The following is a 20401-nucleotide window of genomic DNA, read 5'->3' on the forward strand; positions in this document are numbered from 1 at the left end:
GGTCCCTTCTCCCGCCCCGGCCGCTCCCGCCCCTCACCAGCCCGGCTCCCGGCCCGGGAGGGCCCGTCGGACGGGGTGGGACGGGAGGCGCCGGGTCCGTGAGCGCTGGAGGTGGGGGACGCCCCGGAATGCCTGTCCTTCCTGCCCTGCCCGTCCTGCGTGTCCTGCCTGTCCGGCCGGGATTCCGCGGACCTGTCGGGCTTGCCAGGTTTTCCGGGCCTCCCGGGCTCCCCCGACCCGGCAGAGGAGGCCGAAGGGGACCTGGACGGACCGGTGGTGCCGGCGGACGGCCGGGACTCGGCCGTGGGGCTGGGGCGGCTCGGGCTGGAGCTGGAGGAGGTCTCAGAGCCAGCCGTAGGGAAACCCGAGGGCGCGGCGGAGGGGGCGGAGGGGGTCCGCGCAGCAGCCGGGGAGCTGGAGGAAGCCCCGGGTGGGGTCGGCCCACGCGGGCCCTCGAAGCAGTACGCCGCCCCGGCCACCCCGTACGGCCCCACGACCAGCCCCGCCACCAGCACACCCAGCGTCCCGGCCGTCCGCAGCGCCCCCCTCGACAAGCCGCACCGGTCGCTGCGGCCGGCTCGCGGCCGCCCCCGCCCCCCGCGTACCACCGCCAGCCATGAAGTCATGGAACAAGCGTCACAGCACAGGACGTACCCGGCATTCCGGACTGCGCCACTCGACCGAACCGGGCGCACGACCGGATACGTCGATACGGCGGCGACCCACCGGCCCACGGAATCCGCTCCGGCGTAAAAGGTGGATCACCCCACACAGGGGGCACCACGATGATGAGCTGTACGGGTGCGAGAGAATGGCGGCATGGAGATGCCGAGGAACGAAAGGCCGTCCGAGAACCCCCAGATCCTGGTCGTGGGCCAGGACGGGATGGCGCTCAGCGGCGGCAACGGAGACGAGGACTCCCGCGAGATCCCGGTGACCGAGCAGGTCGAGCAGCCGGCGAAGGTCATGCGGATCGGCAGCATGATCAAGCAGCTGCTCGAAGAGGTGCGCGTGGCTCCGCTGGACGAGGCGAGCCGGGTCCGGCTGAAGGAGATCCACGCCAGCTCGGTGAAGGAGCTGGAGGACGGCCTGGCCCCGGAGCTCGTCGAGGAGCTGGAGCGGCTCTCCCTGCCGTTCACGGACGAGGCGACCCCGAGCGACGCGGAACTGCGGATCGCGCAGGCCCAGTTGGTCGGCTGGCTGGAGGGCCTCTTCCACGGCATCCAGACCACGCTCTTCGCCCAGCAGATGGCCGCGCGCGCCCAGCTGGAGCAGATGCGCCGCGCTCTTCCGCCGGGTGTCGGCGGTCACGAGGAGGGCGGCGAACACCGCCAGGGCGGGCCGTACCTGTAAGACACCCGTAAGACACAAGACGTCCGACACATACGCGAAGGGCCCGGCAGCCGCTGCTGCCGGGCCCTTTCAACGCGCTGCGATCACTCCGGATTGCCCGTGGAGACCTGGAACTCCAGCTCCGGCGGGTCGTCCGGGTCCATGTCCGTACGCGCCGAGGGCGACTGCCGCATGATGGTGCCGTCGCCGAACGTGTTCTCGTTGACGTCGACCTTCTTGTAGTCCCAGCCCGCGGCATCGAGGCACTTGACCACGGACGGCCAGTACTTGAAGGAGAAGTCCGGCATCTGCACCTGCTCGGGGTCTCGGTACGACTCCCGCGGCTCGGTGCACTCGGTCGTCTCGACCGTGTCACCGCTGTCCCCCGCCCGGTATCCGGGCGCCTTCGACTTCGTCTCCGAAGCCGTGGCGGTCGAGCCACCGGTGCCGCCGGTCTCCTCGGTGCCGCCACCGGGCAGCGTCAGGGCCGCGATCAGTCCGCCCACCGCGAGGACGGACACGACGATCGAGCCGATGATCACCGGCCGGTTGCTCTTGCCGCCGCCCGAACCGGGGCGCTGCTGGGGCGACATGGTGTACGGCGGCGGCGTCGCGTGGCCCGGCTGCGGGGAGTACGAGGCCGGGGGAGGCGTCTGGAAGCCGGGCTGCTGCGGGTAGCCGTACGCGGGCGACGGCATCGACGGCGGCGGGGTGCCGTACGGGTTCGGGGCCGGGGTCTGCGGGGCCTGCTGGTACGGCGTCTGGACGGGGCCCGAGGGCGGGGGCGTCTGGCCGACCGGCGGGAACACCGAGGCGCCGACACCCTGGCCGTGCTGCGTCTGAGCGCCCGGCACGATGCTGGGCGGGGCGGCCTGGAAGGACGCGGCCACGCGCAGGCACTCGTCGCGCATGGACTCGGCGCTGGGGAAACGCTCGTTCGGGTTCTTCTTCAGGGCACGGGCGACCAGCGCGTCCACGGCCGGCGGCAGGGCGCGGTTGATGGAGGACGGAGCCACCGGCTCCTCCTGCACATGCGCGTATGCGATGGCCAGCGGGGAGTCGGCGTCGAACGGCAGCCGACCGGTGACGAGTTGGAACAGCATGATGCCGACCGAGTAGAGGTCGGAGCGGGCGTCCACACCACGGCCGAGGGCCTGTTCCGGCGAGAGGTACTGCGGGGTGCCGACCACCATGCCGGTCTGTGTCATGGACGTCACACCGGACTGCATGGCGCGCGCGATGCCGAAGTCCATGACCTTGACGACGCCGCGCTTGTTCATCATCACGTTGCCCGGCTTGATGTCCCGGTGGACCAGGCCCATCTCGTGGCTGATCTCCAGCGCCGCGAGCACATCCGCGGTGATCTTCAGCGCCTTGTCGGCGGGCATCGCACCGAACTGCTGTACGTCCGCGTCGAAGACCGAGCTGAGCGGGCGGCCCTCGATGTACTCCATGACGATGTACGGCGTCGTCATGCCGTCGACATCGTCCTCGCCGGTGTCGAAGACCGAGACGATATTGGTGTGCGTGAGCTTCGCCACGGCCTGGGCCTCGCGGCGGAAGCGCTCGCGGAACGCCTGCTCGCGGCCGAGCTCGGTGTGCAGGGTCTTGACCGCGACCTGCCGGTCGAGCACGGAGTCGTACGCGAGATGCACCGAGGCCATGCCGCCCTCGCCGAGCAAGTCGCGCAGCTGATAGCGGCCGCCGGCCAGCGCCCGCCCCGCGTATCGGCCCTGTGCGCCGTCCTGGCTCATGTTCTGCGTCCCCCGTAGCCTCTCGGGCGCCTGCGATTGCGCTGGACCGGCAGTCCCGAGTGATCCAATGTGCTATTCCCGGCCAAGTCTGCCCCACGGCACTGACAGGTCAAGCGCGGTGCCCGTTCCGTGACCGTACGCGAAGGGAGAGTCGCGGAAGCGTTACAAGGGTCGTACGGCCGGTGCACAGAATTTGCACGAGTGGACGGGGTACGGGTTTGATGGCCGGTCCGTCTCCTTCCGGTTGGGGCGGCCGTCTCGGACCGACGGCTTGCGCGGAGGCTGTAGCGTGGCCGACGGAGACCGTAACAACACCGCGCGCACCGCGGGCAGAAACGACGGCGAGGACTGATGGCACAGCAGCAGCGCGCTCAGGGCCCGTCCGACCCCGAGGCGGCTGGCGGCGGTATGTCAGACGCGCCGGAAATGTGGGGTAATGGCGGGCTTGTCGGGGACGGCCGTTATCGGCTGACCCGCAGACTCGGCCGGGGCGGCATGGCCGAGGTTTTCGCGGCCGAGGACGTGCGCCTCGGACGCACCGTGGCGGTCAAGCTGCTGCGCGCCGACCTCGCCGAGGACCCCGTGTCCAAGGCCCGCTTCACGCGCGAGGCCCAGTCGGTGGCCGGCCTCAACCACCACGCGATCGTCGCCGTGTACGACTCCGGCGAGGACGTCGTCGGCGCCCACAGCGTGCCGTACATCGTGATGGAGATCGTCGAGGGCCGCACCATCCGCGACCTCCTCCTCAACGCCGAGGCGCCCGGCCCCGAGCAGGCCCTGATCATCGTCTCCGGTGTCCTGGAGGCGCTCGCCTACTCGCACCAGCACGGCATCGTGCACCGCGACATCAAGCCCGCCAACGTCATCATCACGCACAACGGCGCCGTGAAGGTGATGGACTTCGGCATCGCCCGCGCCCTGCACGGCGCGCAGTCGACGATGACCCAGACCGGCATGGTCATGGGCACCCCGCAGTACCTCTCGCCCGAGCAGGCGCTCGGCAAGGCCGTCGACCACCGCTCCGACCTGTACGCGACGGGCTGCCTCCTGTACGAACTCCTCGCGCTGCGCCCGCCGTTCACCGGCGAGACCCCGCTGTCGGTGGTCTACCAGCACGTCCAGGACATCCCGACCCCGCCGTCCGAGGCCTCCGACGCCGTGCCGCCGGAGCTCGACGGCCTGGTCATGCGCTCGCTCGCCAAGGAGCCGGACGACCGGTTCCAGACCGCCGAGGAGATGCGCGGCCTCGTCCAGTACGGCCTGCAAATGCTGTACGACCAGGGCGGCCACACCGGCACCTGGAACACCGGCCCGGTGACCATGCACGACGGCCGGCACACCCCGTCGGCGGGCTTCGCGAACACGACCGTCATGGGGCACCCGGGCACCCCGGCCTCCGGCACGACGCAGATCCCGCAGCCGATCCTGCCGAACAGGTACGGGGGCGGTGGTGACGACGGCGGCTTCGAGGGGCACGGGAACAAGGGCGGCGGCCGCGGCAAGCTGTGGATCCTCGCCGTTTTCGCGGTGATCGCCATCGCGGCCGGCGTCGCGCTGGCGCTGCGGGGCGGTGGCGGCGGTGGCGGCGGTGGCGGCGACACCACGCCGACGCCGACCACGTCCCAGACCACCGAGGACAAGACGACCGACGAGCCCACGGACGAGGTGACCGAGGAACCGACCGACGCGGTCACCGACGACGGCAGCGGCACGGGCACCGACCCGACCTACGAGCCGACGCAGGATCCCACGTACGAGCCGACCGAGGACCCGACGTACGAGCCCACCGAGGATCCGACCACGGTCGAGCCGACGGAGGAGCCCACCGAGGATCCGACGGAGGAGCCCACGGAGGATCCCACGCAGGAGCCGACGGGGGACCCGACGGCGCCCACGGGCGGTGCCATCGGGGGCGGCGGCGCCTGACCGGACCGGCCTGGCGGCACGGTTCCGCCGACAACCCACCACCCGCGCGCGTGCGGCCCGGAAACGGGCTCCACGCGCGCGGGTCGTTTACGGCGGGTGGCCGGATCGTTCTGTAGGCATAACCTGATTTATCCGCTTTCGCGGACGAGACCAGCCTCACACCGGTTCCGTGACCTCGACCTCTGTCACTCTTCCCGTGACCTGGGTCACCGATATAACGTGCCGTTGTTCCGGCCCCCTGCAAGGCTGTGACCAGGAGTTGTTCCGGACTTTCGCGATTTACTTGGAAATCCAAGCAAAAACGCAGGTCAGGAGGGGTTTCACAGAAATGTGGAGCACTGGGTAACGTGCCTTTTGCAGGGCGCTCGCCGGGGCACCTGTCACGCCTGTCCCCAACGAGCCGCACCCACCCTGTGCGTCTGTAGGGCTTCAGGCGAGCCGCACTGGCACCCGGCGAACCCGGGTAGCCGGACCGACGGAGGAGCACACGTGACCGTGGAGAGCACTGCCGCGCGAAAGCCGCGACGCAGCGCCGGTACCAAGAGCACGGCCGGCAAGACGACCGCAAGGAAATCGCCGAGCACGGACCCCGAGCTCGTGCAGCTGCTGACGCCCGAGGGCAAGCGCGTCAAGAACGCCGAGTACGACAAGTACGTCGCCGGCATCACCCCCGAAGAGCTCCGCGGCCTGTACCGCGACATGGTGCTCACCCGGCGTTTCGACGCCGAGGCCACCTCCCTACAGCGCCAGGGCGAGCTGGGCCTGTGGGCCTCGCTGCTCGGCCAGGAGGCCGCCCAGATCGGCTCCGGCCGGGCCACCCGCGAGGACGACTACGTCTTCCCGACCTACCGCGAGCACGGCGTCGCCTGGTGCCGGGGGGTCGACCCGACCAACCTGCTCGGCATGTTCCGCGGCGTGAACAACGGCGGCTGGGACCCCAACAGCAACAACTTCCAGCTCTACACGATCGTCATCGGCTCCCAGACGCTGCACGCCACCGGCTACGCGATGGGCATCGCCAAGGACGGCGCCGACAGCGCGGTCATCGCCTACTTCGGCGACGGCGCGAGCAGCCAGGGCGACGTCGCCGAGTCCTTCACCTTCTCCGCGGTCTACAACGCGCCTGTGGTGTTCTTCTGCCAGAACAACCAGTGGGCGATCTCCGAGCCCACCGAGAAGCAGACCCGGGTGCCGCTGTACCAGCGCGCACAGGGCTACGGCTTCCCCGGCGTCCGGGTCGACGGCAACGACGTCCTGGCCTGCCTCGCGGTGACGAAGTGGGCGCTGGAGCGTGCCCGCGCCGGCGAGGGACCGACGCTGGTCGAGGCGTACACGTACCGCATGGGCGCCCACACCACCTCCGACGACCCGACGAAGTACCGGGCCGACGAGGAGCGCGAGGCCTGGGAGGCGAAGGACCCGATCCTGCGCGTTCGCCGGTACCTCGAGGCTTCAAACCACGCGGACGAGGGATTCTTCGCGGAACTGGAGACCGAGAGCGAGGCGTTGGGCAAACGAGTGCGCGAGGCGGTCCGTGCCATGCCGGACCCGGACCACTTCGCCATCTTCGAGAACGTGTACGCGGACGGGCATGCGCTCGTCGACGAGGAGCGCGCCCAGTTCGCCGCCTACCAGGCGTCGTTCACGGACGTAGAGGGGGCCTGACATGGCGGACAAGATGGCTCTGGCCAAAGCGATCAACGAGTCGCTGCGCCGCGCCCTGGACACGGACCCCAAGGTCCTCATCATGGGCGAGGACGTCGGCAAGCTCGGCGGCGTCTTCCGGGTGACGGACGGCCTCCAGAAGGACTTCGGCGAGAGCCGGGTCATCGACACCCCGCTCGCGGAGTCCGGCATCGTCGGCACGGCGATCGGTCTCGCCCTGCGCGGTTACCGTCCGGTCGTGGAGATCCAGTTCGACGGCTTCGTCTTCCCGGCGTACGACCAGATCGTCACGCAGCTGGCGAAGATGCACGCGCGCTCGTTGGGCAAGGTCAAGCTCCCGGTCGTCGTCCGGATCCCCTACGGCGGCGGCATCGGCGCGGTCGAGCACCACTCGGAGTCGCCGGAAGCCCTCTTCGCGCACGTGGCGGGCCTGAAGATCGTCTCGCCGTCCAACGCGTCGGACGCGTACTGGATGATGCAGCAGGCCATCCAGAGCGACGACCCGGTGATCTTCTTCGAGCCCAAGCGGCGCTACTGGGACAAGGGCGAGGTCAGCACCGAGGCGATCCCGGGCCCGCTGCACAAGGCGAGGGTCGTCCGCGAGGGCTCCGACCTCACCCTGGCCGCCTACGGACCGATGGTGAAGCTCTGCCAGGAGGTCGCCGACGCGGCCGCCGAGGAGGGCCGCAGCCTGGAGGTCCTGGACCTGCGCTCGGTCTCCCCGATCGACTTCGACTCCATCCAGGCCTCCGTCGAGAAGACCCGCCGTCTGGTCGTGGTCCACGAGGCCCCGGTGTTCTTCGGCTCGGGCGCGGAGATCGCCGCCCGCATCACGGAGCGCTGCTTCTACCATCTGGAGGCCCCGGTGCTGCGGGTGGGCGGTTACCACGCCCCGTATCCGCCGGCGCGTCTGGAGGAGGAGTACCTGCCGGGCCTGGACCGGGTGCTCGACGCCGTCGACCGTGCCCTGGCGTACTGAGGAGAGGGTCGTGACGACGATGACGGAAGCGTCCGTGCGCGAGTTCAAGATGCCCGACGTGGGCGAGGGACTCACCGAGGCCGAGATCCTCAAGTGGTACGTCCAGCCGGGCGACACGGTCACCGACGGCCAGGTGGTGTGCGAGGTCGAGACCGCCAAGGCGGCCGTCGAGCTGCCCATCCCGTACGACGGGGTGGTCCGCGAGCTGCACTTCCCCGAGGGCACCACGGTGGACGTCGGCACGGCGATCATCGCGGTCGACCTGGCGGGCGGGGCGGCCCCGGCCGCCGCGGCACCGGCCCCGGCCGAGGCTCCCGCCGAGCCGGCGCCGGAGGAGGCCAAGCCCCAGGGCCGCCAGCCGGTGCTCGTCGGGTACGGCGTGGCCGCGTCCTCCACCAAGCGCCGCCCGCGCAAGGGAGCCGACGTCCCGCGCCAGGAGCCCGCGGCCCAGGCCATGCAGTCCGAGCTGAACGGTCACGGCCCGGCGCAAGCCGTGACGCCTTCCCGGCCGCTGGCCAAGCCTCCGGTGCGCAAGCTGGCCAAGGACCTGGGTGTCGACCTGGCCACGGTGACGCCGACCGGCCCCGACGGCATCATCACCCGCGAGGACGTCCACGCGGCGGTGGCTCCTGAGGCCCCGGCCGCCGAACCGGCGTCGCAGGCCACCCCGGCCGGCCCGGTCGCCGCGCCCGCCACCCCGGCGCCGGTGCTCGCGTACGACACGGCCCGGGAGACCCGTATCCCGGTCAAGGGCGTCCGCAAGGCGACGGCGGCGGCGATGGTCGGCTCGGCGTTCACGGCGCCGCATGTCACGGAGTTCGTGACGGTGGACGTGACGCGCACGATGAAGCTGGTCGAGGAGCTCAAGGCGGACAAGGAGTTCGCGGGCCTGCGCGTGAACCCCCTGCTGCTGATCTCCAAGGCCCTGCTGGTGGCGATCAAGCGGAACCCGGACGTCAACGCGTCCTGGGACGAGGCCAACCAGGAGATCGTGCAGAAGCACTACGTCAACCTGGGCATCGCGGCGGCGACCCCGCGCGGTCTGATCGTCCCGAACATCAAGGACGCCCACGCCAAGACGCTTCCGCAGCTCGCGGAGGCGCTCGGTGAGCTGGTGTCGACGGCGCGGGAGGGCAAGACCACGCCCGCCGCGATGCAGGGCGGCACGGTCACCATCACCAACGTCGGCGTCTTCGGCGTCGACACCGGCACCCCGATCCTCAACCCCGGCGAGTCCGCGATCCTCGCGATGGGCGCGATCAAGCTCCAGCCGTGGGTCCACAAGGGCAAGGTGAAGCCGCGTCAGGTCACGACGCTGGCGCTCAGCTTCGACCACCGCCTCGTGGACGGGGAGTTGGGCTCGAAGGTCCTGGCGGACGTGGCGGCGATCCTGGAGCAGCCGAAGCGGCTGATCACCTGGGCGTGAGCCCGTAGGGGCGGCGAGCGGGAGCAGCGAAAGGGGCGGCCACTGTCGAGTGGCCGCCCCGTTGCGTCGAGCGTGAGCCTCAGCGGGCGTCAGCGTCAGATCTTGGCGTAGCCGTAGTTGATCAGCTTCTTCACGTCGGTCGTGCGGCTGGCCTCATTGGGCGCGGTGAGGACGGTGCCCATCACCGACTCGCCGTCCTTCGTGGCGGCGAACACGAGGCAGTACTTGGCCTCGGTGCCGGAGCCGGTCTTGATGCCGAGCGTGCCGTTCCAGCCGAGCAGCGTGTTGGTGTTCTTCCACGCGGCCATGGTGCGGGTGGCGCCGGTCTTCGTGATCGTCTTCGCCGTGTACGACTTGGTCTTCACGACGGTCTTGAACGTGGAGCTCTTCATCGTGCTGCGGGCGAGCTTGGTCAGGTCGCGCGGCGTCGAGTAGTTGGAGCCGTTGCTTATGCCGTCGAACGAGTCGAAGTGCGTGTTCGTCATGCCCAGGCTCTTGGCCATGGTGTTCATCTTGCCGATGAAGTTCTTGGTGCGGGCCGAGACCGTCGAGCCGGAACCGAACTTGTCGGCGAGGGTCATCGCGGCGTCGCAGCCCGACTTGAGCATCATCCCGTACAGCAGCTGACGGACGGTGACCTTGTCGCCGACGATCAGGTTGGCCGACGAGGCGCCCTTGGAGACGATGTAGTTGCTGACCTCCTTCCTGATGGTGACCTTGGTGTCCAGGTTCAGGTTCGACTGCGAGAGCACGACCTTCGCGGTCATGATCTTGGTGGTGGAGGCGGTCAGCCTCTTGGTGTCGGCGGACTTGGCGAACAGCGTCTTGCCGTTCGCGCTGTTCATCAGGAACCCGCCCTTGGCGCTGATCGAGGGCGTGGTGACGGCCTGCGCGGGCGCCGCGGTGATCGCTCCGGAGGCGAGGACGGCGCCGGTCGTGAGCACGACGGCTGCGGCTCTGCGGACACGCATGCCCTTGATGGCACTTATCAACTGAAATACCCCGATTACGTCTAATGCCCCGAAAGTGCGGCCGAATGAGAGGGGAAAGAAAGTGGGGCCGCACGTGTGTGACACGTAATTAGCACAGAAGGTTGTGCAGCGCGTGGGGCGGATGGTGCTTCTTTGCCGGAAGATTCCGCAGACCGCACAGATTCCGCCGTGAGGTCCGCATGCTGGAATGACCGCCGCGATGCGTACGTGTTGTATCTATGCTGTGGGCATGCCCTCCGCCCCGCCCGCGCCCCTCAAGCAGCCACCCGCCGCCGACCGCGTCTACACCCACGTCAAGCAGGGCGTCCTGGACCGCCGTTACGAGGGCGGGACGCTCCTCACCGAGGGCGAACTCGCCGAGGCCGTCGGCGTCTCGCGCACCCCGGTACGGGAGGCGCTGCTGCGGCTGGAGGCCGAGGGGCTGATCAAGCTCTACCCGAAGAAGGGCGCCCTGGTCCTGCCGGTCTCCGCACAGGAGATCAAGGACGTCGTGGAGACCCGGATGCTCGTCGAGGAGCACGCGGCGCGCAAGGCCGTCCCCGCGCCCCCCGGGCTCATCGAGCGCCTGGAGGAGCTGCTCGCGCAGCAGAAGGCACAGGCCGCCGCCGGCGATCTCGCCGGAGCCGCCGTCACCGACCGCTGCTTCCACGCCGAGATCGTCCGCAGCGGCGGCAACGAGATCCTGTCCCGGCTGTACGACCAACTGCGTGACCGGCAACTGCGCATGGGCGTCGCCGTCCTGCACTCCCACCCCGACCGGATCGCCAAGACCCTGGTCGAGCACGAGGAGATCCTTCAGGCCCTGCGCTCCGGGGACGCCGAAGCGGCCGTCGGGCTGGTTCACCGGCACATCGGCTGGTTCTCGCACCTCGCGCGCGGTGAAGAGCGATGAGGGCCACCGCACTGCCCGGCGACCCTCCCGGCGGCCGCCGCGCCGTCGCCGTGTGGGGCATCGGCGTCTCGGTCTACTTCGTCGCCGTCATCTTCCGTACGTCCCTCGGAGTAGCCGGCCTCGACGCCGCGGACCGCTTCGACGTGGGCGCCTCGGCCCTGTCGACGTTCTCGATCCTCCAACTGCTCGTCTACGCGGGCATGCAGATACCCGTCGGCCTGCTGGTCGACCGGCTCGGCACCAAGAAGGTGCTGGGCCTCGGCGTGGTGCTGTTCACAGCGGGCCAACTCGGCTTCGCCTTCTCACCGTCGTACGGCATGGCCCTCGCCTCGCGCGCCCTGCTGGGCTGTGGCGACGCGATGACGTTCATCAGCGTTCTGCGGCTGGGCAGCCGCTGGTTCCCGGCCCGCCGCGGCCCGCTGATCGCACAGCTCGCGGGCCTCGCGGGCATGGCCGGCAACCTCGTCTCCACGCTGGTGCTGGCACGGCTGCTGCACGGGGTGGGCTGGACGGCCGCGTTCGCCGGCAGCGCGGGCGCGGGCGCCGTGGTGTTCGTGTTGCTGCTGCTGTTCCTGAAGGACCACCCCGAGGGGCACGAGCCCGAGCCGCTTCCGCACCAGGGCGCGGCATACGTACGACGTCAGATCGCCGCCTCCTGGCGGGAGCCGGGCACGCGGCTGGGGCTGTGGGTCCACTTCACGACGCAGTTCCCGGCGATGGTGTTCCTGCTGCTGTGGGGGATGCCGTTCCTGGTGGAGGCGCAGGGGCTGTCCCGGGCGACCGCCGGTGAACTGCTCACCCTCGTCGTCCTGTCGAACATGGTCTTCGGCCTGGTCTACGGCCAGGTCGTCGCCCGGCACCACGAGGCGCGGCTGCCGCTGGCCCTCGGCACGGTCGGCGCGACCGCGGTGCTCTGGGCGACGACGCTGGCCTGGCCCGGTGAGACGGCGCCGATGTGGCTGCTCATCGTGCTGTGCACGGTGCTCGGGGCATGCGGACCGGCCTCGATGCTCGGCTTCGACTTCGCCCGGCCGGCGAACCCGCCGGAACGGCAGGGCACGGCGTCCGGCATCACCAACATGGGCGGCTTCGTGGCCTCGATGACGACGCTGTTCGCGATCGGAGTGCTGCTGGACGCGACCGGGGACGACTACGCCGTCGCCTTCTCGGTGGTGTTCGTCCTCCAGGCACTGGGCGTGAGCCAGATCCTGCGGCTGCGGAAGCGGGCGGCGCGCAGGGAGCGGGAACGGCTGGTCGCCAGCAGGGTGGAGACGGTGCACGTTCCCGCCTGATCCGGCGGCGGCTTCCGGTACTACAGGGCCGGGACGAGTGTGAGGTACGCCAGTCCCAGCACCCCGCGGTAGCTCATCCACTGGGCGCGGTGGCGGTCGAGGCGGTCGCGGGTCTCGGCGGCGAGGGGATGGCCGGGGTTCTGGGCCAGCCACACCTCGACGTCCGCCTGGTACGCCGACTCGAACTCCTCCCACTCGTCGAGGTTCGCGGTCTCCGTCCACTCCGGGCGGAAGCCCGCGGCGACGGCGAGGTCGAGAAGGGTGGCGAGGTCGTGGTGGTCGGTCGCGGCTGCTCCCGGCCACATGCCCTCGAGTTCGGCGGGGGTCGGGATGCGTTGCCAGAAGCCCTCGCCGAGCAGGACACGGCCGTTGTCGGTCACCAGGCGGCGTAGTTCGCTCAGGGCTTCGGGGGTGTGGCCGGGTGGTTCGGCCGTGGTCAGGGCCTGGCTCGCTCCGGTGCACAGCACCAGGTCGGCGGGGCCGCGGGTGGTTTTCGTCGCCGATTCCTCGACGAACTCGGCCCTTTCCTGGAGCCCTCTGTCCGCTGCGTTGCGGCGGGCGCGGGCGACGTCGTCGGCGTTTATGTCGATGCCGGTCCCTGTCGCGTTCGGAGTGGCGGCCAGGACGCGCAGCATCAACTCGCCCCAGCCGCATCCGATGTCGAGGACGGTTGCGGGGGTCGTGCGGGTGAGGCGCTGGACGAGAGCGTCCGCGCGGGTCTCCGACAAGGGGCTGTGGAAGGCCAGGCGGGTCAGGCGCGGGGGCCCGGCGGCGGCGTCCGGGGTGGTGGTTGCCATGTCGGTGGTGGTCATGGTGGGCACGTTAGCCACCCGGTGCCGGTGCCGTGCATTGATTTTCAGCACCGGTGGCGCCGATGGCCGATCCATTGATTTCGCTGATGAGAACCACGTGCCAAACAATTCCCCAGGTGTGAGCCTCGTCCGTGGCGTCGGTCGACCTCGTGGCCGCGGGGTGCCGATGCCCATCGCGCGCGTGTCCCGGATCGAGGGCATCCACCCCCCGTCGACCGCGCTGCACAGCCGGCTTCCTGCACACCGAAGCACCTGGAGAACCACGTATGTCCCACGCAGACGTCAGAGAGCTCCCCGAACAGGAGGCGCCTCGTCGGACCCCGCAGGCGGCGAATGCTTTCGTTCCCGGCGGCCGACGCCGCCACCGCAAGCCCAAGCAGCTCGGCACGGGCACCCGCCGGGCCCTCGTGCTCGCCATGACCGTGCCCGTCGCCTCGGCGACACTCGCCGCTCCCGCGGCCTTCGCCGCCGGCAAGAACACCGCCGCGTCGGCCGCGGACCAGACCGGCGGCCTCGACGCCGCCGAGCAGAAGATGGTCGCGAACCTCGACACCCGCGTCGCCGACCAGCGGCTCGGCGACAATGTCAGCGGTGTGGTGCTCGACGCGGGCACGGACACCACCCTGTGGGACCACAACGCCTCCACCGCGCTGATGCCGGCGTCCAACACCAAGCTCGCCACCGCGACCGCCGCCCTGACCGTGCTCGGCCCCAATCACCGGTTCACCACGAACGTTGTCTACGGCAACGGCACCCTCACGCTCGTCGGCGGCGGCGACCGTACGCTGACCAGCGACGACCTCGCCGACATGGCGAAGAGCGCGGTCGCCGGGCTGAAGGCCGCGGGCCTGACCACCGTGAAGGTCGCCGTGGACGACAGCCTCTTCCCCGAACCGACTCTGGCCAAGGGCTGGAATGCCGGCTACTACCCCGACTCCGTCGCCCCGGTGCGCGCCCTCGTCGTCGACGGACACGGCGTCCAGGACACCTCCATCGACGCCGGGCAGGTCTTCGCCAAGAAGCTCGCCGCGAGCGGGGTCACCGTCGACGGCGACGTCACCCGCGCCAAGGCGAGCCGTACCGACGTACCGGTGGCACGCCACACCTCGGCGAAGCTGTCGGAGATCGTGCACACGATGCTCAAGACCAGCAGCAACAACATCGCCGAGACCCTGCTGCGGATGACCGCCCTGGGCGCGGGACGCCCGGCCACCTTCGAGGGCGGCACGCAGGTCGTACGCGAGGTGCTGAGCCGGCGGTACGGCGTCTCGCTCGACAACTTCGAGATGTACGACGGCAGCGGCCTGTCCCGGGCCACCCGCATCCCCGCCGCCACGCTCGCGCAGATCCTCGAGCTGCTGACGCAGCCCCGTAACCTCCACACCCTCGGCTCCATCCTCAACGGCCTGCCCGTCTCCGGCGAGGCCGGCGGCACCCTCGGCCCCGAGTTCGGCCGCTTCGACGACGCGAACTCCAAGTGCGCCGTCGGCAAGGTCCGTGCGAAGACCGGCACCCTCACCGGCGCGGTCGCTCTCAGCGGCCTGACGCAGAGCGAGGACGGCCAGTGGAGGGTGTTCTCCTTCGTCGAGAACGGCTCCACGGCGAACCCGACCGACACCAAGGACGCCCTGGACGGCCTGGCGGCGACGGTGAACGGCTGCTGGGCCTAGTTACCAGGACGACGCATCGGTGCGTACGTGATGGCGCACACCACAAGGGGCCGGCCGCTCCCCAGCGGCCGGCCCCTTCGTCGTACGGTGTGCGGCCGCCCCTCGGCCCGCGGCTCGCGCTGCTTACGGCGTAACCGGGAAGTTCCGCAGGATCGCCGCTGTCAGGTCTGGATCCCCTTCCGCCTTCACCCGGTCCGCCACCGCCTCCGGTGTGACGCGGCCGCAGGCCAGGCGGACGTAGGTCTCCCAGTCGAGGGTGAGGGTGGCGGCGGGGCCGAGGGCGGGGGCCGTTTCGAGGGTGCCGCGGCCCTGGATGTCGACGCGGATCGTGCGGAGGAACTCGATCGGGCCGTGGACGTCGAGGACGATCGCCGAGCTGCGGGGGGCGGCGGCCTGGGTGGCGACGATCTCGGGGAGCTTGGCGAGCAGGACGTCGCGGGCCACGTGCGCGCCGGGGGAGTCGAGGTTGCCGGGGCGGCCGAGGGCGGTGCGAAGGTCCTGTTCGTGGGCCCAGACGTCGAACGCGTGGCCCCGCATGGACTCTTCGAGGGTGAGCTCCGCGCCCAGCGGGCCGCGCACCTTCGTGCCGGGGTCACGGGACTCGTTGCGCAGCTGCCGGTTGCGGCGGATGATCGTGTACTCAAGCTCGGACGTCATCTCCGGCGCCGTGTGATGGCGGCGGACGTCGACCTGCATCTCCATGTAGCGCTGGTGGTCGTTGGTGACGTGGAACAGGTCGCGCGGAAGGGTGTGGATGGGGCGCGGGTCGCCGAGCATCTCGCAGTCCAGGCCGATGACGTGCGACACGATGTCGCGGACCGACCAGCCCGGGCACGGGGTGCGCCGGTTCCACTCGCCCTCCACCAGCGGTGTCACCAGCTCGGATATCGCTTCGATGGAGTGGGTCCAGGCGTCGGCGTAGGGCTGGAGGGTGGGATGCAGACTCACGGAACGGGACCCCTCGGCGGTCGGTACACGGGCAGGTGGTGGCGGCGTTGCCAGCGGGAGGCGGCGGCTGTCGGCGGGTGTCTTGAAACGCTAAGTTACGCTGCTGTGAGGCACCCCGGCAGTGCTTTCGTGTGACGATCGTAGGCCCGTATGTACGGTTCGAATGCCAGGACGGTGGTAGTGTGCGCGCCTCTTTGCTCCAGATTGCCGTAGACGAGGGCGAATCGGTCGAATCGCGTCGGAGGCGGATTGCCTCGCTGGTACGGGATCAGGCGGGGGCCGCCGATCTGGTCGTGCTGCCGGAGCTGTGGACCACCGGGGCGTTCGCGTACGAGGCGTTCGGGCGCGAGGCCGAGCCGCTGGAAGGGCCGACGTACGAGGCGATGGCGAAGGCCGCGAGTGACGCGGGCGTGTGGCTGCACGCGGGCTCGATTCCGGAACGGGACCCTGAGGGGCCGCTGTACAACACGTCTCTCGTCTTCTCTCCTTCCGGCGACCTGGTGGCCGCGTATCGCAAGATCCACCGCTTCGGATTCGACAAGGGCGAGGCCGTGCTGATGGGCGCGGGCGAGGAGCTGGTGACGGTCCGTCTGCCCGGGACCACCCTGGGCGTAGCCACCTGTTACGACCTCCGTTTCCCCGAACTCTTCCGTGGCCTCGTCGACGCAGGCGCCGAGACCCTGGTCATTTCGGCGGGCTGGCCGGAGCGCCGCCGGGCGCACTGGACGCTGCTGGCTCAGGCGCGGGCGGTGGAGAACCAGGCGTTCGTGCTCGCCTGTGGAACGGCCGGTACACACTCCGGAGTTCCGCAGGCCGGTCACTCGATCGTGGTCGATCCGTGGGGCGACGTGCTGGCGCAGGCCGACGCGGAGGAGCAGGTGCTCACCGTGGAGTTCGACCCGGGGAAGGTCACGGTGACGCGGGATCAGTTCCCGGCGCTCAAGGACCGCATGCTGGGGCTGGCGGCACCGCGCCGCTGAGCTCGCAGGGCCCTCAGCCGTCCCCCCGCTCCTTCTCCGCGAGGTGGATCACACACACCGCCACCGCGATCAGCAGCGCCGGATCCGCGTCGTCCCGCACGACGTCCACGCCATAGGTGTCCCGGACGTGCAGCCATCGCCGGGAGACGACGGCCAGCAGTTCGCCGTCGTACTCGACGGCGAACTCCCGGTCGAGGATCTTGCCGCTGACGTCGAGTTCCGTGCTGCCGTCGGCCAGGGCCACGCGGTAGTGGTTGCGCAGCAGGGACAGCCGTTTGCGGCGGACGGTCGCGAGCGGCCCGCCGTCCCGCTCGATCACCATCGTGTCGCGCAGGGCGAACATCTTCTGGTGGATGTCGATGAGGACGCGCCCCTGGGTGTCCTTCAGCTCGAAGGTGTCCCGCAGCCGCATCGCCTTGCCGTCGACGAGGAACACCTTGTTGCCCCGGTCGTCCTCGATCCAGTAGTCGTCACCGAAGCCGAGAAGCCGGTCGCGTACGAGAAATCTCATGACACGAGGCGTTCCCCGCCGCCCGCTCCGAAACGCCGCCTGTAGGCCGACGGACTGAGCCCCGTCTCGCGCCGCACGCGCGCGCGGAGGTTCGCCGCGGTGCCCAGTCCGCTTCTGGCCGCGACCACGTCCAGCCGTTCCTCCCCGCGCTCGATCAGCCGGTACGCCGGCGCGACCCGCTCCCCCGTCAGCCACGCAGGCGGCGTCGCCCCCAGCTGCGCCCGGAAGCGGCGGTGCAGAGTGGCCGGCGACACCGCCGCCCGCGCCGCCAGGTCCGCCACCGTCAGCGGCTCCCCCAGTCGTTCCTGCGCCCAGGTCGGCAGCGGTGCCGGCGACTCGTCCGGTACGTCCGGCACCGGCCGCTCCACGAACTGCCTCTGCCCGCCGTCCCGGTGCGCGGCGAACACCAGCCGCCGGGAGACCGCGTTGGCGACCTCGGCGCCATGGTCCCTCCGTACGACGTGCAGGCACAGGTCGAGCGCACGGTCGTCCTCCCCGAGGGCTCCGTCTTCACGGTCCCCCGCGGCACCGAACACAAGCCGTACGCCTCCGTCCCCGCCGCCATCCTCGTCTTCGAACCCACCGGCACCCTGACCGTCGGCGACCGCCACGACGAGGTACCGGCCCATGTGGACGCGACCACCGGACGCGCCCTGACCTGACTGTCAGTGCACGGCGGACGCCCGACAGCGGGATTCGGGCTCACACTCCGGCTTCCACCGGGGCGTCCTCGCCTTCCAGGTCGGTCTCCACGTCGTGGGTGATCTTCCGGCGGAGGTTCTCGACGTCCGTCTGCAAGCCGATGAGCAGCTTGTGGAGGTCGTCGAGGACGGGGAGCGGGACGATCGGTGTGTGGGCGCCGACCTCGGGTTCGAGCAGGTGCAGCCGATCGAGGGCGTCCCGGGCGGCCGTCACGCTGTGGCGCAGCACCTGTCGCTGTTCGGCGGCGAGCTGGCTGGGGGGTCGGGGCGTCCGCGCGGCGTCCTGCTGCCCGGCCAGGTACCCGGACGCGGCCGGGGGCAGCTCGACAGCCTCCGCCTCGCCTGCCGCCTCGGCGCCCGTTCCTGGGGCTTCGGCCTCCGCACCGGCCTCCGCACCGGCCTCTGTGGCGTCCGGCGTGGCGGCCGACGTACCGGTCTCGAACGTCGGGTGTGGGAACGGGACGACGGGTGCTTTCGGAGGGTGAGCCTTGATCGCGCGTTCGGGATTGGAGGCCCACACGACGTCCCACTGGTGCAGGGTCACGGGCACACCGTCGCCGTCGCGCTCGATCTTGTCGTCGCTGCCGAGGTCGACCTTGAAGTGGACGTAGGGGGGTTCGGCCACGTCCCCTGTCCGCTCCTGGCGGATGAGCTGGCGTGCGGTGACGGCGTTCTCCGGCAGGGCGTCGCTGCGGAACCCGTTCGCGGCCAGCGCGAGGGTCCACAGGCCCAGCTCGTTGTGCCGCTGCGAGAGGTCCTCGACGATCTGGTTGACGTCGGCGCGGAAGGGGACGCCGCCCTTTTCCTTGGGGGCCATCAGGGCCGAACCGACGTTCCGGGTGAGTAGCTTGTCGGCGATCAGCGCCACACCGCCGGCCACGGCCAGGGTGCAGCGGGCGTCGATGTCGCCTGCCATGGCCGGCGCCACAAGGTCGGTGAAGTCCTCCGTCGGGCAGGGAGTCCACTCCTGGAGGACGTCGGAGGTGAGGACGCCACCGTTGTTCCAGGCGTTGCGGGCCTGTGTCGTGACCTGCTTCTTGTGCGAGCGCCACGGGAGGTCGATCAACGGACCGAGGAGCTCGGCGAACCCCTTCAGACCCATGCGTTTGCCACCCTTGATGGCCTTGGCCTGGTCCTTGAGGTGGTCCAGGAGTTCCGGCCGGGTCAGCCAGTACACGAGGTAGACGCTGCGCCAGAGCGCTGTGCCGGGCGGGGGCGTGTCTCCAGGGACCATGTCGGGGAGTTCGGCCACCGGGATACGGCCCACGGCCACGCCGTACACCACCTGGAGATCGTCCTTGCGCACCTGCGAACTTCCCAGCTGGATCACGCGCTTGAGGGCACGCGTGGCGACCTCGACGTTCTGGGCGGCCGCGTCCCACTGCTTGAACTCCACGTGGACCGAGGCCAGTACGGAGCGGATGGCGTCGTCGAAGATGTCCTCGGCGGCAAGGAGGTGGCCCGGGTGTCCTTCCGCGCCGACGGCGATCTGGGCCGGCAGGACATAGGTCTGGGCGATCTGGGCCGCGCGTAGCCCCGGTTCCTCGACCGCGATCTCCCGCGCGAACTCCTCCGCGAGCGTGCGGCGCCACTTCTCCCTGGCTGCGGCCAGCTGCTGCCCGAGCGGGACGGTGCCCGCGGCGGGCCGGACGGCCCCGGTCCTGCCGAACAGCGAGTCCACCGCGAGCGCCGCCGCCTCCGAGGCTTCGGCACCGGGGCCGGCGAGCACGGCCCAGGCGCTCGCGAGCCTGGTGATGCCGTCCCGGACGACCAGGGCATGGAAGGACTCGGTGCCGTCCTCGAAGGCGATCTCGACGGGGTGGGTGATCAGACTGCGGGTGACCTTGCGGGAGAGGACGGAGGGCGCGTAGCTGTTGAGCGAGAGGGTCCCGTGGATGGTCTGCCACACGTGGTCCCGCAGGTGCGCGGGGCTTTGATACCGGTAGCGGACGATCGCACAGGGCCGGCCCTCGTCGGTGACCCCCTGGACCTGGGGGTCCGGGATCTCCATCACCTCCATTCCGGTACGGGGCTGGATACCGGGCAGCAACTCGCTCAGATGGACCCGGGTGACGACCGAGCGCAGCGTCGCACCGTCGACGTTCTCCACCATCAACAGCCCGGCGGGCTCCTCGCTGGTGGGTCGCAGTTGTACGGCCACCGCGTCGGGGCCGGTCGTGGCGCGGGCGATGGCCTGCCAAGCGGCTTCCGGTAGCAGGGCCATGGGGTTGGCGTTGCCCGCGTCGACGACCTTCGTGATGTCGGCGTCCGAAGAGGTGGACGGCAGTACGGGATCGACGTTGGACACCAGGACGGACTCGGTGCCCCATTGCACGGGGAAGGAGCGGGGGGCCTGGGAAGGCATGGGACGTCCTCCAAGGGACGAGTGAGGCAGGAGAGGGCAGAGCGGGGCGAGGGACGATGAACGAGGAGGGAGAGAGGTGGGAGAACGGAGCGGCCGGGGGGCGGCGCGGCGAGGGGAGTCCGCCCTGGGAGCCCGGCCGCTCGGCGGCCCGGTGAC

15 protein-coding genes and 2 pseudogenes are annotated in these 20401 nt (G+C 70.5%); 10 read left to right on the plus strand and 7 right to left on the minus strand.

From position 1 onward, the window contains the following. Positions 1-819 precede the first annotated feature (819 nt). Positions 820-1353 (plus strand): bacterial proteasome activator family protein, encoded by a 534-nt coding sequence (locus tag KUM44_RS04640; RefSeq protein ID WP_217206439.1) that lies wholly within the window; start codon positions 820-822, stop codon positions 1351-1353. Positions 1354-1436: 83 nt separating this feature from the next. Here KUM44_RS04640 and KUM44_RS04645 read toward each other — a convergent pair whose 3' ends face one another. Beyond that, on the minus strand, positions 1437-3086 hold the full coding sequence (locus KUM44_RS04645; protein ID WP_217206440.1) for a protein kinase: 1650 nt from the start codon (positions 3084-3086) through the stop codon (positions 1437-1439). 351 nt (positions 3087-3437) lie between these two features. Between KUM44_RS04645 and KUM44_RS04650 the strand changes: the two genes are divergently transcribed. From KUM44_RS04650 to KUM44_RS04665, 4 genes are all read left to right on the plus strand, one after another. After that, a complete protein-coding gene (locus KUM44_RS04650) occupies positions 3438-5012 on the plus strand; it encodes a protein kinase (RefSeq protein WP_217206441.1) in 1575 nt (524 codons plus the stop codon). A 489-nt stretch (positions 5013-5501) separates the two neighbouring features. After that, entirely contained in the window at positions 5502-6677 is a 1176-nt protein-coding gene (gene pdhA, locus KUM44_RS04655; RefSeq protein ID WP_217206442.1) for a pyruvate dehydrogenase (acetyl-transferring) E1 component subunit alpha, read from the plus strand. A 1-nt stretch (position 6678) separates the two neighbouring features. Continuing rightward, the gene (locus KUM44_RS04660; protein ID WP_217206443.1) at positions 6679-7656 is read left to right on the plus strand and encodes an alpha-ketoacid dehydrogenase subunit beta; all 978 of its coding nucleotides are present in this window, start codon (positions 6679-6681) and stop codon (positions 7654-7656) included. A gap of 10 nt (positions 7657-7666) precedes the next feature. Beyond that, on the plus strand, positions 7667-9082 hold the full coding sequence (locus KUM44_RS04665; RefSeq protein WP_217206446.1) for a dihydrolipoamide acetyltransferase family protein: 1416 nt from the start codon (positions 7667-7669) through the stop codon (positions 9080-9082). Positions 9083-9177: 95 nt separating this feature from the next. On the opposite strand, the gene KUM44_RS04670 is transcribed toward KUM44_RS04665, so the two are convergent. Continuing rightward, positions 9178-10053, minus strand: a complete 876-nt coding sequence (locus KUM44_RS04670; protein WP_217206449.1) for a D-alanyl-D-alanine carboxypeptidase family protein — start codon at positions 10051-10053, stop codon at positions 9178-9180. Positions 10054-10303: 250 nt separating this feature from the next. On the opposite strand from KUM44_RS04670, the gene KUM44_RS04675 reads away from it, so the two are divergent. After that, positions 10304-10966: a GntR family transcriptional regulator gene (locus tag KUM44_RS04675; protein WP_217206450.1), complete on the plus strand. Its 663-nt coding sequence runs from the start codon at positions 10304-10306 to the stop codon at positions 10964-10966. After that, a complete protein-coding gene (locus KUM44_RS04680; RefSeq protein ID WP_217206451.1) occupies positions 10963-12258 on the plus strand; it encodes a nitrate/nitrite transporter in 1296 nt (431 codons plus the stop codon). Before KUM44_RS04675 ends, KUM44_RS04680 begins: the two co-directional genes overlap by 4 nt. 20 nt (positions 12259-12278) lie before the next feature. On the opposite strand, the gene KUM44_RS04685 is transcribed toward KUM44_RS04680, so the two are convergent. Further along, a complete protein-coding gene (locus tag KUM44_RS04685; RefSeq protein ID WP_217206452.1) occupies positions 12279-13070 on the minus strand; it encodes a cyclopropane-fatty-acyl-phospholipid synthase family protein in 792 nt (263 codons plus the stop codon). Positions 13071-13336: 266 nt separating this feature from the next. Between KUM44_RS04685 and dacB the strand changes: the two genes are divergently transcribed. Further along, positions 13337-14740: a D-alanyl-D-alanine carboxypeptidase/D-alanyl-D-alanine-endopeptidase gene (gene dacB / locus KUM44_RS04690; protein WP_217206453.1), complete on the plus strand. Its 1404-nt coding sequence runs from the start codon at positions 13337-13339 to the stop codon at positions 14738-14740. Between the two features lie 123 nt (positions 14741-14863). On the opposite strand, the gene KUM44_RS04695 is transcribed toward dacB, so the two are convergent. After that, positions 14864-15688: a maleylpyruvate isomerase family mycothiol-dependent enzyme gene (locus KUM44_RS04695; protein WP_217206454.1), complete on the minus strand. Its 825-nt coding sequence runs from the start codon at positions 15686-15688 to the stop codon at positions 14864-14866. 182 nt (positions 15689-15870) lie between these two features. On the opposite strand from KUM44_RS04695, the gene KUM44_RS04700 reads away from it, so the two are divergent. Next, positions 15871-16668, plus strand: a complete 798-nt coding sequence (locus KUM44_RS04700) for a carbon-nitrogen family hydrolase (protein WP_217206455.1) — start codon at positions 15871-15873, stop codon at positions 16666-16668. 13 nt (positions 16669-16681) lie between these two features. Here KUM44_RS04700 and KUM44_RS04705 read toward each other — a convergent pair whose 3' ends face one another. Both KUM44_RS04705 and KUM44_RS04710 read right to left on the minus strand, forming a co-directional pair. Then, a complete protein-coding gene (locus tag KUM44_RS04705) occupies positions 16682-17179 on the minus strand; it encodes an LURP-one-related/scramblase family protein (protein WP_217206456.1) in 498 nt (165 codons plus the stop codon). Next, positions 17176-17661, minus strand: a pseudogene (locus KUM44_RS04710) (helix-turn-helix domain-containing protein); the annotation flags it as partial. The gene KUM44_RS04705 and the pseudogene KUM44_RS04710, both read right to left, overlap by 4 nt. Here KUM44_RS04710 and KUM44_RS04715 point away from each other — a divergent pair. Beyond that, positions 17656-17841, plus strand: a pseudogene (locus KUM44_RS04715) (cupin); the annotation flags it as partial. The pseudogenes KUM44_RS04710 and KUM44_RS04715 sit on opposite strands and share 6 nt — an antisense overlap. A 40-nt stretch (positions 17842-17881) precedes the next feature. On the opposite strand, the gene KUM44_RS04720 reads toward KUM44_RS04715, so the two are convergent. After that, positions 17882-20245 carry a hypothetical protein gene (locus KUM44_RS04720; RefSeq protein WP_217206457.1) on the minus strand — a complete coding sequence of 788 codons (2364 nt, stop codon included), beginning with the start codon at positions 20243-20245 and terminating at the stop codon, positions 17882-17884. Positions 20246-20401: the final 156 nt, after the last annotated feature.

The organism is Streptomyces sp. AC550_RSS872, assembly GCF_019049285.1.
Classification (GTDB): domain Bacteria; phylum Actinomycetota; class Actinomycetes; order Streptomycetales; family Streptomycetaceae; genus Streptomyces.

Bases quoted from the DNA above. Each gene is read 5' to 3' on its own strand.
- KUM44_RS04640 (WP_217206439.1), top strand. From the start codon at position 820: ATGGAGATGCCGAGGAACGAAAGGCCGTCCGAGAACCCCCAGATCCTG.
- KUM44_RS04645 (WP_217206440.1), bottom strand. From the start codon at position 3,086: ATGAGCCAGGACGGCGCACAGGGCCGATACGCGGGGCGGGCGCTGGCC.
- KUM44_RS04650 (WP_217206441.1), top strand. From the start codon at position 3,438: ATGGCACAGCAGCAGCGCGCTCAGGGCCCGTCCGACCCCGAGGCGGCT.
- KUM44_RS04660 (WP_217206443.1), top strand. From the start codon at position 6,679: ATGGCGGACAAGATGGCTCTGGCCAAAGCGATCAACGAGTCGCTGCGC.
- KUM44_RS04670 (WP_217206449.1), bottom strand. From the start codon at position 10,053: ATGCGTGTCCGCAGAGCCGCAGCCGTCGTGCTCACGACCGGCGCCGTC.
- KUM44_RS04675 (WP_217206450.1), top strand. From the start codon at position 10,304: ATGCCCTCCGCCCCGCCCGCGCCCCTCAAGCAGCCACCCGCCGCCGAC.
- KUM44_RS04680 (WP_217206451.1), top strand. From the start codon at position 10,963: ATGAGGGCCACCGCACTGCCCGGCGACCCTCCCGGCGGCCGCCGCGCC.
- KUM44_RS04685 (WP_217206452.1), bottom strand. From the start codon at position 13,070: ATGACCACCACCGACATGGCAACCACCACCCCGGACGCCGCCGCCGGG.
- dacB (WP_217206453.1), top strand. From the start codon at position 13,337: ATGTCCCACGCAGACGTCAGAGAGCTCCCCGAACAGGAGGCGCCTCGT.
- KUM44_RS04705 (WP_217206456.1), bottom strand. From the start codon at position 17,179: ATGAGATTTCTCGTACGCGACCGGCTTCTCGGCTTCGGTGACGACTAC.
- KUM44_RS04720 (WP_217206457.1), bottom strand. From the start codon at position 20,245: ATGCCTTCCCAGGCCCCCCGCTCCTTCCCCGTGCAATGGGGCACCGAG.